The organism is Pseudoflavonifractor sp. 60, from assembly GCF_009911645.1.
Lineage (GTDB): Bacteria > Bacillota > Clostridia > Oscillospirales > Oscillospiraceae > Lawsonibacter.
The window spans coordinates 1-12,391 of sequence record NZ_QWKI01000223.1 but is presented as its reverse complement, the minus strand read 5'-3'; the positions used below and the strand labels follow the sequence as shown (position 1 = coordinate 12,391).

General features: G+C 58.8%; 12 protein-coding genes and 1 tRNA gene. 10 read left to right on the top strand and 3 right to left on the bottom strand.

Translation table 11 applies throughout. The annotated features are described in order from the left end of the window. The 3 genes from D1646_RS20205 to D1646_RS23490 all read left to right on the top strand — a co-directional run. Positions 1-1,101: leucine-rich repeat domain-containing protein (locus D1646_RS20205; protein WP_160638180.1), on the top strand; the 1,101-nt coding region annotated here is incomplete at its 5' end. Between the two features lie 14 nt (positions 1,102-1,115). Continuing rightward, positions 1,116-2,636, top strand: a complete 1,521-nt coding sequence (locus tag D1646_RS20200; RefSeq protein WP_160638179.1) for a MoxR family ATPase — start codon at positions 1,116-1,118, stop codon at positions 2,634-2,636. A gap of 400 nt (positions 2,637-3,036) precedes the next feature. Further along, positions 3,037-3,432, top strand: a complete 396-nt coding sequence (locus D1646_RS23490; RefSeq protein WP_347565262.1) for a DUF4368 domain-containing protein — start codon at positions 3,037-3,039, stop codon at positions 3,430-3,432. Between the two features lie 66 nt (positions 3,433-3,498). Here D1646_RS23490 and D1646_RS20190 read toward each other — a convergent pair. Further along, positions 3,499-3,574, bottom strand: a tRNA-Gly gene (locus D1646_RS20190). 134 nt (positions 3,575-3,708) lie between these two features. Beyond that, positions 3,709-4,242, bottom strand: a complete 534-nt coding sequence (locus D1646_RS20185; RefSeq protein WP_160638178.1) for a hypothetical protein — start codon at positions 4,240-4,242, stop codon at positions 3,709-3,711. Positions 4,243-4,515: 273 nt separating this feature from the next. Between D1646_RS20185 and D1646_RS20180 the strand changes: the two genes are divergently transcribed. From D1646_RS20180 to D1646_RS20150, 7 genes are all read left to right on the top strand, one after another. Further along, positions 4,516-5,067 (top strand): biotin transporter BioY, encoded by a 552-nt coding sequence (locus tag D1646_RS20180; protein WP_160638177.1) that lies wholly within the window; start codon positions 4,516-4,518, stop codon positions 5,065-5,067. A 165-nt stretch (positions 5,068-5,232) separates the two neighbouring features. Then, entirely contained in the window at positions 5,233-5,805 is a 573-nt protein-coding gene (locus D1646_RS20175) for an RNA polymerase sigma factor (protein WP_160638176.1), read from the top strand. Beyond that, on the top strand, positions 5,802-7,433 hold the full coding sequence (locus tag D1646_RS23805) for a PepSY domain-containing protein (protein ID WP_160638175.1): 1,632 nt from the start codon (positions 5,802-5,804) through the stop codon (positions 7,431-7,433). Before D1646_RS20175 ends, D1646_RS23805 begins: the two co-directional genes overlap by 4 nt. Before the next feature lie 112 nt (positions 7,434-7,545). Next, positions 7,546-8,511, top strand: a complete 966-nt coding sequence (locus tag D1646_RS20165; RefSeq protein WP_160638174.1) for a 3'-5' exonuclease — start codon at positions 7,546-7,548, stop codon at positions 8,509-8,511. A 190-nt stretch (positions 8,512-8,701) separates the two neighbouring features. Beyond that, positions 8,702-10,372 carry a nucleoside kinase gene (locus tag D1646_RS20160; protein ID WP_243154265.1) on the top strand — a complete coding sequence of 557 codons (1,671 nt, stop codon included), beginning with the start codon at positions 8,702-8,704 and terminating at the stop codon, positions 10,370-10,372. 101 nt (positions 10,373-10,473) lie between these two features. After that, entirely contained in the window at positions 10,474-10,698 is a 225-nt protein-coding gene (locus D1646_RS20155; RefSeq protein ID WP_160638173.1) for a hypothetical protein, read from the top strand. A 40-nt stretch (positions 10,699-10,738) separates the two neighbouring features. After that, a complete protein-coding gene (locus tag D1646_RS20150; protein WP_243154264.1) occupies positions 10,739-11,218 on the top strand; it encodes a hypothetical protein in 480 nt (159 codons plus the stop codon). Positions 11,219-11,335: 117 nt separating this feature from the next. Here the strand turns inward: D1646_RS20150 and D1646_RS20145 are convergent, their stop codons facing one another. Further along, entirely contained in the window at positions 11,336-12,178 is an 843-nt protein-coding gene (locus D1646_RS20145; protein ID WP_160638172.1) for a hypothetical protein, read from the bottom strand. Positions 12,179-12,391 lie beyond the last annotated feature (213 nt).

The window sequence follows — 12,391 nt, the reverse complement described above, 5'->3', positions numbered from 1 at the left end:
ACCAGCGTCACCATCCCGGAGGGCGTCACGGAAATTGGGGCGTGGGCCTTCCAGGGCTGCGCGAACCTGACCAGCGTCACCATCCCGGAGGGCGTCACGGAAATTGGGGCGTGGGCCTTCAAGGGCTGCGCGAACCTGACCAGCGTGACCATCCCGGCGGGCGTCACGGAAATCGGGTGGGGTGCCTTCTATGGCTGCGCGAACCTGACCAGCGTCACCATCCCGGAGGGCGTCACGGAAATCGGGGCGTGGGCCTTCCAGGGCTGCGCGAACCTGACCAGCGTGACCATCCCGGCGGGCGTCACGGAAATCGGGGGGAGTGCCTTCTCTGGCTGCAAGGGCCTGACCAGCGTGACTATCCCGGCGGGCGTCACGAGAATCGACATCGAGGCCTTCAGAGGCTGCACGGGCCTGACCAGCGTGACCATCCCGGCGGGCGTCACGGAAATCGGGTGGGGTGCCTTCTATGGCTGCGCGAAACTGACCAGCGTGACCATCCCGGCGGGCGTCACGAGAATCGACATCGAGGCCTTCAGGGGCTGCACGAGCCTGACCAGCGTGACCATCCCGGCGGGCGTCACGGAAATCGGGTGGGGTGCCTTCTATGGCTGCGCGAAACTGACCAGCGTGACCATCCCGGAGAGTGTCACGGAAATCGGGGGCAGTGCCTTCTCTGGCTGTCCGAAGCTGGCGAACCAGCAGGGAATGGTCATCATCCATGGTATTTTGCTTGAGTATATGGGTTCCAACCGGGATGTGACCATCCCGGCGGGCGTCACGGAAATTGGGGCGTGGGCCTTCAAGGACTGCACAAACCTGACCAGCGTGACCATCCCGAAGGGCGTCACGGAAATCGGGGGGTGGGCCTTCGATGGCTGCTCGAACCTGACCAGCGTCACCATCCCGGAGAGTGTCACGAAAATCGGGGAGGAGGCCTTCTCTGGCTGCGCGAAACTGACCAGCGTGACCATCCCGGAAGGCGTCACGGAAATCGAGCGGAGTGCCTTCGATGGCTGCAAAAAGCTCACCATCCACGCCCCCGCCGGGTCAGCGGCAGAGCAGTACGCCAAGAAGTACAAGATCCCGTTTAAGGCCATCTGAACCGGAGGTATTTTATGAACATCAAACAAGCCAAGACCCAGATCCAGAACGCCATGACGGCGTATTTCACCAAGGACCCCTTCGGCAATTACGTCATTCCCATTGAGCAGCAGCGGCCCGTGTTCCTGATGGGCCCTCCGGGCATCGGAAAGACCGCCATCATGGAGCAGATCGCGGCGGAGCTGGGGGTGGGGCTGGTGAGCTACTCCATGACCCACCACACCCGCCAGAGCGCGCTGGGCCTGCCCTTCATCGTCCGCAAAACTTACGGCGGCAAGGAGTACGACGTGTCCGAGTACACCATGAGCGAGATCATTGCCTCCGTCTACGACCTGATGGAGGACGCCGGGGTGAAGGAGGGCATTTTGTTCCTGGACGAGATCAACTGCGTGTCTGAGACCCTGGCCCCCTCCATGCTCCAATTTTTGCAGTACAAGATTTTCGGCCGCCACAAGGTCCCGGAGGGCTGGATCGTGGTGACGGCGGGCAATCCGCCGGAATATAACAACTCCGTCCGGGAGTTCGACATCGTCACCTGGGACCGGCTCAAGCGGGTGGACGTGGAGCCGGACTTCGACGCCTGGAAGGAGTACGCCTACAGCCGCTCCACCCACCCCGCCGTGATGACCTACCTGGAGATCAAAAAGGCGGACTTCTACCAGGTGGAGACCACCGTGGACGGCAAGCGGTTCGTCACCGCCCGGGGCTGGTCGGATTTGTCGGACATGATGCGGCTGTATGAGCAGCACAAGCTGAAAATTGACGAAAATCTGGTGGGCCAGTACCTGCAAAACCGGAAAATCGCCAAGGATTTCGCGGTCTACTACGACCTGTTCAACAAGTACCGCTCCGACTACCAGGTGGACAAAATCCTGGCGGGCAAAGCGGACGAGTCCATCCAGGACCGGGCCAGGAATGCGAAATTCGACGAGCGGCTTTCCCTGCTGGGCCTGCTGCTGGACGGAGTGACAGAACACCTGCACTCCGTGTGCGCGGTGGAGTCCGCCCAGACGCTGCTGATGGACGTGCTGAGAACGGTGCGGACCGAGCTAAGCAAATCGGGTGCGGAGGCATCCAAGCTGCTGGAGAAACAAATCAAAGAGCAGCGAGCGGCACTGGCCACCGGGCGGCGGGCGTCCTCCATGAGTCGGGAGGACCAGGCGGCGCGGGAAGCTCTCTGTGCCATCCTGGAGGACCAGCGGGCTATGCTGATGAAGGAGCGCCCCGCCAATGCCAAAGCCGCTTTTGCCCTGTTGAAGGGGGACTTCGACCAGCGGATGGCAGGGCTGCGCAAATCTGCCGGGGATGCCGGGAAGAAACTGTCCAACCTGTTCCGCTTCTGCGGCGAGGTGTTCCCCGACGGGCAGGAGCTGCTCATCCTGGTCACCGAGCTGACCATCAACCCCCACTGCGCCCGCTTCATCGGACGGTACGGGTGCAAGGAGTACTACGAGCGCAACAAGGAGCTGCTGTTCTACGAGCGGCAGCAGGAGATCATTCAGAAGATGGAAGACATCGACTGGAATTTGGAGTAAACTATAGATGGGAGAGAGCCAGTTTTCTGATTTCTCCCGCAGGCAGGCGCATCCTCAAAATGAGGGGTTCAAATGGCATAAAAGACTGTGGAACCGCTTTCAGACGTTGGAGTGCTCCTCCAAAGTAATTCTCCCAGGCCGTATGACAATAATCCCAGAGTATACTTTTTTGTGCTGTACAGGTCTGACCATCCACGCCGCCGCCAATTCCGCCACGGGTGCAGTACGACAGGGAGAACGGCATCAAGTTTGAACTTACAGAAGAATAGGCCATATTTTATTTTGAGAGGAAAACATAATATGTATAACGACACCGAGGCCCTGCGCCAGGGGCTTTTGGATGAGGACGCTGGCAGCTTTTTGTAAAACTTCCCCTTGACAAAAGCTCTCTGAGGACAACGTGAGCCAGAAGATCAGTGACGCCCGGTTTGCGAAAATGTCCCAGCGGTACGAGCAGGAGCAGGGTGAAAACGCCAAGAGGATCAAGGCCCTGCGGATGGAGCTGAAAAAGTCCGAGGGCAAGCGGATGGACATTGACACGTTCCTTGCAACGGTCCGGCGCTATACCAACGCAACGGAAATCACCCAGCGCATGGTGGCGGAGCTGATCGACCACATCAACGTGCACCATGCGGAGAAGCAGGACGGCGTTACCACCCAGCACATCACCATCTATTATAACTGCATCGGCGCTTTCTCCGTCCCTGACCGCCGGAAAATTCCAGCTGTGGAAATTACAATGGGGACGAGAAAGGGAGTAGCCGTCTGCTACTCCCCGGAACGGATCGCCGTATAGGATTTTGAGCAAAAATAATGCGGAGTGTCCTCCAAGGATACTCAAATCCTATAAGGACACTCCGCATGGAGCGAGTGACGAGGCTCGAACTCGCTACCTCCACCTTGGCAAGGTGGCGCTCTACCAGATGAGCTACACTCGCAGCGACAAATGGTATTATAACAGAATTGGCGGTAAAGTCAAGCCCTAAAATCCAAATTTCCCGGAAAATTTTTCTCGTGCAGATTATGGAAAATAAAAGAGAAAATTCGGGGGTATTGGAGGGAAAAAATGTAATTATGCGGCGGGAGCAGCTAGGATTCCTGCCAGAGGACCCTGGTGTACAGTCTGCAGGGCGTTCAGCTGACACAGCTCGGCGGGGCGCAGCAGGGTCGGAGGCTTGGGCAGCTCCACCGCTCCGCATTCCTCCAGAAGGCCAGCTACAAACTGGGAGCAGAAGTAGTGGTGGCGGCGCTGGAAGGACAGATGGAACCAGCAGGCCAGGACGCCCAGCACACTGTAATGGTACTCCTCCCGCTGGTCATACATAGAGCGCAGCTGGCGGCGCAGGCGAAGGTAAGTTTCTTCACTCACCGTCAGGGCGTAGAGACAGCAGGGGACCTCACGGCGGTATATGGTGACGTGCTCCTCCACCAGACCGGCGGGCAGAGCCAGATAGCGGTACTTCCGTGCGAAGCTGTAAAAGGGACCGCTGGGGCCGTCCAGACCGATGGAGGCATGGGTATAGCGGTCCTGAGTTGCCAAGTGGATTAGCCGGGAGAACCAGGTCCCGGACCGGGTCAGCAGAATGTAAACGGTGCGTTCTGACATAGGGTTTCCTCCTTTCCGTCGCGCCCTTCGGGGTCCCCCGAAGGTTCAAGCCCGCCGGCAGGCTTGAGCCTGTTCAGAACTTATGTCTGCGGTGTGGATTACAGAATAGCAGACAAACTCTAAAATGCCTTGAAGGAAAGATTAAGATTTTATAAAAATCTGGGGGGAGAGAAAATGTAAACTTCTTAAACTTATAGTTGACAAACGACGGAGAAGATTGTATACTAACATCCAATAGCAGTTTACAAGAGAATTTGAAGAGGAAGAGCCGCAATGGAAACAAAAAGCAATATCTATCCCCGGGTTATGACCGCCATGATGGCTGCGGTGATTTCAGCCGTCAGCCCATTTGCCCTTCCGATTGGTCCCATCTCCCTGTCTCTGTGTACCCTGGTGCTTTATGTGGCGCCCTACATTCTGGGATGGAGGGGGAGCGCGGCGGCTGCCCTGGTGTTTATTCTGCTGGGTACAGTGGGAATGCCTGTTTTCACCGGCTTCCAGGGCGGTCTGGGAAAAGTGATTGGCCCCACGGGCGGCTACATTGTGGGCTATATCCCTTTGGTTGTGATAACCGGCCTGACCATCCGCTTCTTTCCCCGGAACCGGGCGCTCCAGTATCTGGGCATGGTGGGCGCTACCGCTGTATTGTATACCTTGGGCACCATTTGGTTTATGTTTCAATCCGGCAACAATTTGGCCGCGTCCCTGGCGGCCTGTGTATTTCCCTTTATCCCAGGCGACCTGATTAAAATGGCGGTTGCCGTGGTGTTCGGTCCAGAGCTGCGGGAGCGGCTGGTACTGGCGAACATCCATCCGGAAGGCTAATTTTCCCTCTTTGACTCCCGTCGCCTCAGCTGAGTTCTGAGGCGGCGGGATTTTTTCTTGCTTTCTGGAGGAGAGGGCAATATAATAGAGAAGAAAAAATTTTTTTGAGGCGTGCGATAAAAGGATTCCTCTGCGCGTTTCTTATTGTGACAGGAGAAATGGACTATGCTGGTTGCCTTGAGCGTCCAGACAACTGAAGAGGGCAGCATCCGGGAGCTGGAGCAGCTGTTGGTCCAAGTGGGGCGGGGAGACCGGGAGTCTTTCGCCGCGCTCTACGCCCGGACCCGAGGGGCGGTATATGCCCTGGCGCTGTCACTGCTCCAGAACACCCACGAGGCTCAGGACGTGTCCCAGGACGTTTTTGTGAGAGTGTGGGAGAGCGCCCATACTTACCGGCCCCAGGGGTCGCCCATGGCCTGGCTGCTCACCATAACCCGGAACCTGGCTCTGACCCAGCTGCGCCGGAGCGGACGGGAGACGGCATTGGAGGAGGAGGAGTGGGACGCGATCCCCGCCTCCGCCCCCTGTGTCACTCCAGAAGACCGGCAGGTGCTCCAGGAGGCGCTGGGCGAGCTGAGAGCGGAGGAGCGGCGGATCATCCTACTCCACGCGGCCGCCGGGCTGAAGTACCGGGAGATTGCCGCGCTGCTGGAGCTGCCCTTGTCCACCGTCCTGTCGAAATACCACCGCGGGCTGAAAAAGCTAAAAAGCCTGATGAAAGGAGAGAAAGGCCGATGACAGACCTGGAACGAAAACTGGCGGAGGCAGTTTACCACGCCGCTCCTGACGAGCTGGACGTGATTCTCTCCCGCTGCGGTGAGAAAAACGGGAGTGTGATGGAGTTGAAAGCCTTGCAGACAAATCAGAATATTATAGAGGTGGAGGCCGTTGAGGTGAAGTCGGGAAAGAAGTGGGGCCGCTGGCTGGCCGCCGCCTGCGCCGCGCTGGTGCTGGTGGGGGGCGGCGGCGGGGTCTACTACCATCAGAGCTGTGCCGTGGCCTCGGTGGTCTCCCTGGATGTGAACCCCAGTATTGAACTGAAGGTGAATCGGGGGGAGCGGGTCATCTCCTGCACCGCCCTGAACACGGAGGCTGCGGCAGTGCTGTTCGACATGGACGGCGGGGCCGATTTGAAGGGCACCAAGCTGGATGTGGCGATAAACGCCATTGTGGGGGCGCTGGTGCGGGAGGGCTATCTGGACAGTATTTCCTCCGCCATCCTGATCTCGGTGGAGGACAACGACCAGGACCGGGCGGCCCGGCTCCAGGCGGAGCTGGTGGCGTCGGTGGACGGCGTCCTCCAGGCCCAGGCCCCGGGGACCTCCATTCTCAGCCAGGTGCTCACCATGGACGCCCCCGTGCCGGAATATATGACCTTTGACAGCGGCCTGTCTGCCGGAAAATCCGCTCTGGTACAGAGAGTGATGGAGATGAACGGTACCATTGCCACCAACAGTACCGCCGCCTTTGACCAGCTGGCCGCCCTGTCGGTGGAGGAGCTGAACGACCTGCTGAAGACGGGGGAGACCCGTATCCCCATCGGCAAATCCGCCGCCGCTATGGCGGTGGAGACCTACGCCGGGACGGCCGCCCTCAACTCCGCCACTACCGACGTGGACCCGGAGCTGGACGAGAGACCCGCCCACTATGAGGTGGAGCTGAAAACCGCCTGGGGGAAGTTTGAGTATATGGTGGACGCCTTTACCGGGGAGATCCTCAGCGGACCGGCGGATGTGATGAACACTTCCTCAACTCAGCCCGCCGGGACTGGTGCTCAGACTCCTGAGAGCAGCCCCACCGAGACCGGTGTTCAGACCCCTGAGACGCAGCTCTCTGGAACCAGGGTCCAGACGCCCAGCACCCAGCAGCCCGCCGCCTCCTCTGCGCAGAGCCAGGACGTGGGCCAGGATGCCGCCAAGCAGGCCGCGCTGAACCATGCGGGGCTGAGCGAGAGCGACGTCACCAACTGGAAGATCGAGCGGGACTGGGACGACGGCCGGCTGGAGTATGAGCTTGAGTTCTGGTGTGGCACCACAGAGTACGAGTATACCATTGATGGTCACTCCTGTTCGATCCTCAAGCACGAGCTGGACCACCACCAGGAGGACAGCCACCACAGCGACTGGCACCACAGCAGTACCGTGAGCACCGCCACAGACATCGGTCAGGCGGCGGCCAAGCAGGCGGCGCTGGACCACGCGGGGCTGACAGAGAGTCAAACCACTAAGATGAAGGTGAAACAGGACTGGGATGATGGCCGACTGGAGTATGAGGTGGAGTTTAAAGCCAACGGAATGGAATATGAATACACCATTGACGGCGCCACCGGGGCCATTTTGGAGTACGAGCAGGATATAGACGACTAAACTGTTATACAAGCCCCTGCCTGATTGGAAATTTTCCAGTCGGGCGGGGGCTTGACGTTTGTCCGGGAAAACAATACAATAACACCATATTAAAAAGAAATGATGTGTACCTATGATTGTTTTGGACCTGGAGTGGAACCGGGGTTATGACCGCACCCCCCTGGACGAGATTATACAGATTGGCGCTGTCCGGACGGCGGAGCTGGGCGGCCCCGTTCTGGACACCTTTCAAGCGTATATCCGGCCGGTTGTCCACAAAAAATTCGACCGTGGCGCCAAGCAGCTGCCAGACCTGAGGCAGTCCCGGGAGTCGGAGCTGTCCTTTGCAGAGGCGATGGAGCAATTCCGCGCCTGGTGCGGAGAGGAGCGGGAGTTTGCCCTCTGGGGCGGAGACGACCTGTCCGCTCTGACCAAAAACTGCGAGTATTGGCAGGTGCCCCCGCTGGAGATCGGACGGATGTACAATTTCCAGACCGCCCTGGCCTGGCTGATGGGGGCGGACCAACAGATTGCTCTGTGGCGGGCGGTGGACTACTTCGGCATCTCGGACACCTTTGATTTCCACAACGCCCTGAACGACGCCATGTATACCGCGCTGATTGGCCGCTGGCTTACTCAGGAGTCGCTGGAGTATGTGCCGGACCACCGGAAAAAGAAGCACCGCCGGGTCTCCCTTCGGCTGTCCAGCGCTCCCTTTGTGTGCCGGCCAGGGCAGGCGGTGGGGCCCTATCCCACGGCGGAGCCGGCGCTGGACGGGAAGAGCAGCCGGCGGCCCGCCTGTCCCGTCTGCGGGCGGAGGGGCTGTGTCGCCCAGTGGAGGCTGGCTCCCGGGACAGAGCGCGGGGTCCAGGATTGCTACTCGGTGTTCTCCTGCGGGGTCCACGGGCGGTTTTTGTGCCGCCTGGAGCTGACCCGGCAGGGGGATGGACAGTGGCAGGGCCTGCTCTCGGTGCCGGAGGCGGGACCCGAGCTGGTCCAAGCCTACCTTACGGCCTGTGAGGGAGGCGTCCACAATTGCAGGCACGCCGGAACAGGAGGACGAAAAAGGAAGCGGCGCTCCTCCCGCCGCCGGCGGTAGCGGCCTTCCGGCAAATTAACAGGCAGAAGCTGGAATTTGGGTTGCAGAGGAAAAAGGGTTGTGATATAATACAAAATAAGGAGCCGGCAGAAGGGAATATTTGAATCAATACCCAGAAATGCCCTCTGGCTCTCCCCAAAACGGGAGGAACACAGATTGTTCGGTATCATATGATAGAGGAGGCCATCCTATGGAAGAGAAGAGAATGATTCAGGTCACTGTGGACGGCGCGGACTACACCTACCCCAGCGGGACACCCTACCGCACGATTGCGGCGGACTTTCAGGACCGGTATCCCTGTGATATCCTGATGGTCAATCGGGACGGCAAGCTGTCCGAGCTGCACAAGCTCCTGGACCGGGACTGCTCTCTGAAAATGATTACGGCCCAGGACAAGCCGGGTATACAGAGCTATGAGCGCAGCGCTGTTTTTCTGATGCTGAAAGCCTTTTATGATGTGGCGGGCCGGGAAAATGTGGAACACATCTCGGTGGAGTACTCCCTCAGCAGCGCCCTGTTTATCCTGGCCGAGGGGAATTTCACCCTGGACCAGGATCTGCTGGAGCGGGTGGAAGCCCGAATGCGGGAGCTGTCCGCCCTGGCCCTGCCCATTGAGAAGCAATCTATCGGTACGGACGATGCCATTGAGCTCTTCCATCAGGCCGGACTGGTCCACAAGGCCCAGCTGCTCAGCTTCCGCATCAATTCCCGGGTCAACGTCTACTCCCTGGACGGCTTTGTGAACTACTTCTACGGCTACATGGTGCCCGACACCAGCTATATCAGGTGCTTTGGGCTGGAGCTGTTTGAAAACGGCTTTGTCCTCCGCCTGCCAACCCAGAAGGACCCAAACCAGCTGGGGGAGTTCCGACCCTCCAGTAAGGTCTTCCGGGAGCTGTATGAGTCGACCCTGCGCTCTCAGGCGCTGAACGCCTCCAACGTGGCGGAGCTGAACGCCGCCGTCTCCCAGGGGGGTGTGACGCCGCTGATCCTGGCCCAGGAGGCCATTATGGAGAAGAAAATCGGCGATATCGCCGCGGAGATCGCCTCCCGGAAGGAGGTCCGCTTTGTGATGATCGCGGGGCCCTCCTCCTCGGGCAAGACCACCTTCTCCCACCGGCTGTCCACGCAACTGCGGGCCTGCGGGCTGCGTCCCCACGCCATCGCTACCGACAACTATTTCGTGGACCGGGACAGGACCCCCCGAGACGAGAACGGCAACTACGACTTTGAGGGCCTGGGGGCCATGGACGTGGAGCAGTTCAACACTGACATGGTCCGCCTGCTCAACGGCGAGACGGTGGAGCTGCCCACCTTCAACTTCAAGAAGGGGGCCCGGGAGTACAACGGCAATTTCCTGACCCTGGGGGAGGGAGATGTGCTGGTGATTGAGGGCATCCACTGCCTCAACGACCAGTTTACCCATTCCCTGCCCAAGGAGAGCAAGTATAGAATCTATATCAGCTGCCTCACCACTCTGAATATCGACGACCACAACCGCATCCCATCCACCGACGCCCGTCTGCTGCGGCGCGTCGAGCGGGACGCCCGGACCCGGGGCCACAGCGCCCAGGCCACCATCCGGATGTGGCCCTCAGTGCGGCGGGGAGAGGAGTTCAATATCTTCCCCTTCCAGGACAGCGCCGACGTGATTTTCAACTCGGCCCTCATCTACGAGACCGCCGTGCTGAAGCCCTATGTTCAGCCTCTGCTCTTTGGCGTCCCCCGGAACAGCGAGGAGTATATCGAGGCCAAGCGGCTGCTGAAATTCCTGAACTATTTCCTGCCCATCCCGGCGGACGATATCCCCAAGACCTCTCTCATGCGGGAGTTCATTGGCGGAGGCTGTTATCAGGTGTAATTGACTTTCAAGCTCCCGGTCAGCCGGGAGCTTTTTTTGTAAAGTCGGCGGGGCTGCGCTATAATAGGGCAGCGAAAGGAGGGGGAGAAGCGGCAAAGATTATGATTATTGAGGACGAGAGGGACATTCGGGAGGAACTGGCTCTGCTGCTGGCCGTCTACAACAACGAATATAGGGGTGGGGCGGCTGCCACGATACGCCACGCCCACAAGCTGAGCCGGCAAATCATCATCATAGACCCGGCCACGGGAAAATCAGTCAAGACGCATAAACTCGCAAAGAATTATAATGATAACTCTTTACAAGTATTCCGCTGCCTGCTATAATGAGCAGACTTCTTTCAGTGTTGAAAAGCTGGACAACCTTGTGGAGCAGATCATCCGCATCCAGCTGTCGCAAATTCAAAAGGCCCCGCCCCAGGCGCTGCTTGCGAAGCAGAGAAGCCGGGAAGTTGACCTTGCCAAAATGAAAGCGAAGCGCCTGCATGACGAGTACGAACAGAAGCAGAGGACCTATCAGGATTTACGGGCCGAGACGCTGAAAGTTATCCAGGGCAACAGCCGTTTCAGCGCCGACCTGCTGAACAGTCTGATGGACGAGACCGCCGCCCAGCTGAAGGAGCTGGAAAGCCAGATGCAGGCGGCGGAATTGGAAGTACGGGAAGCCGTGTCCGGCACCGAGCAGGTACAGAAGGAATACTCTCAGCTGATGAATTGGGCCGAGCTGTATGACAACTGTTCCCTTGAAGCAAAGAAAATGATTGTGGTACAGTTTGTAAAGGCCGTCCGCGTCAAGCGGGGCTATGAGCTGGATATTGAGTTCAACGTATCGTTCGAGGAATTTTAGGCTCTTTATCTGGAGCCGGAGGAAAAGGGCAGCAAACGCAAAAGGGCCGGGGAAATCCTGGCCCTTGCGGAGTGTGCTGGATAGGTTCCCCGGCTGATTAGGGTGTTTTCGAGAAGTTCACCCCTTCCATTTTGGATTGGTACGAATACCCGCAAACGTGCTAACTAAAAAATATTTGTTGCTATAACCGTACTGTTCGGCATTCCGGGAGTACCAGCCGGAGGAAACATAGTCGCCGCCCCATTCCAGCCGCACCGTATCGCCATCCGGGTCGCTGGCGGTGGCGGAGACGTTGGCAAAGAAGTTATTGCCGCTGGTCTGCCGGGTCACGCTGGCGGTAAAGCTGGTGATAACAGGGGCATTGTTGATAAATTCGATAGTCCGGCTCTCCCATGCGGAGGCCGCGCCCCATTCGTCTACAGCCTGGACGCGGATGGTGTGGATGCCAACCTCATAATAGCCGTCCTGCTGGTATTCGCTGCTCCATTCCAGATGCACAGTGTCCCCGTCCGGGTCAGAGGCCACGGCGTTGAGATCAGCATAAAAGCGGCCATCCTTCATGTTCCGGGTGGCGTTGGCGGTAAAGCTCTTGATCACAGGCGCGGTATTGGTCACGATGATGTTGGCAAAGGCGCTGGTCAGGTTGCCCACATCGTCCCGGACGGTGGCGGTGATGGTATAGGTTCCTTCGGCGTAGAGTGCCAGAGTGCCGCCGTCATTGGACAAAAAGCCGGTGTTGCTGTCCAGGGTGACAGGTCTGCCGCCAAACTTCACGCTCCAGCTTACGGGCAGACTTCCCGCGCCGCTGATACCCACGGGGAACTTGGTCCCGATATGGATAGAATCGGGGGCGGTGACAGAAAGCGCGGCCTTGAAAATGATGGTGATGGACTGGCTGGCGGTGGCGGTCTTGCCGTTGCTGTCCCGGAGCGTGGCATAAGGTAGGCACCGCCGCGCCATACCCGCTTTCGCGGGCGGTCTCGGCGATACCCCCTCCCGAACCGGACGTACACCTCTCGATGTATCCGGCTCTCCATTTGTCTGTAAGTCTGGAATTATTAGCGTTGCTTGGTCTTTGCGTAGCACTCTGGACACAGCGCAATAGACTTGCGCCACATTTGCATCATTTTCAGCTCCAGTTCATTCTCGCCCGTCAAATCCTTCAACCGCCGT

Coding starts and splice junctions, on each gene's coding strand:
- D1646_RS20200 (WP_160638179.1), top strand. CDS start 1,116: ATGAACATCAAACAAGCCAAGACCCAGATCCAGAACGCCATGACGGCG.
- D1646_RS20185 (WP_160638178.1), bottom strand. CDS start 4,242: ATGTCAGAACGCACCGTTTACATTCTGCTGACCCGGTCCGGGACCTGG.
- D1646_RS20180 (WP_160638177.1), top strand. CDS start 4,516: ATGGAAACAAAAAGCAATATCTATCCCCGGGTTATGACCGCCATGATG.
- D1646_RS20175 (WP_160638176.1), top strand. CDS start 5,233: ATGCTGGTTGCCTTGAGCGTCCAGACAACTGAAGAGGGCAGCATCCGG.
- D1646_RS23805 (WP_160638175.1), top strand. CDS start 5,802: ATGACAGACCTGGAACGAAAACTGGCGGAGGCAGTTTACCACGCCGCT.
- D1646_RS20165 (WP_160638174.1), top strand. CDS start 7,546: ATGATTGTTTTGGACCTGGAGTGGAACCGGGGTTATGACCGCACCCCC.
- D1646_RS20160 (WP_243154265.1), top strand. CDS start 8,702: ATGGAAGAGAAGAGAATGATTCAGGTCACTGTGGACGGCGCGGACTAC.
- D1646_RS20155 (WP_160638173.1), top strand. CDS start 10,474: ATGATTATTGAGGACGAGAGGGACATTCGGGAGGAACTGGCTCTGCTG.
- D1646_RS20145 (WP_160638172.1), bottom strand. CDS start 12,178: ATGGCGCGGCGGTGCCTACCTTATGCCACGCTCCGGGACAGCAACGGC.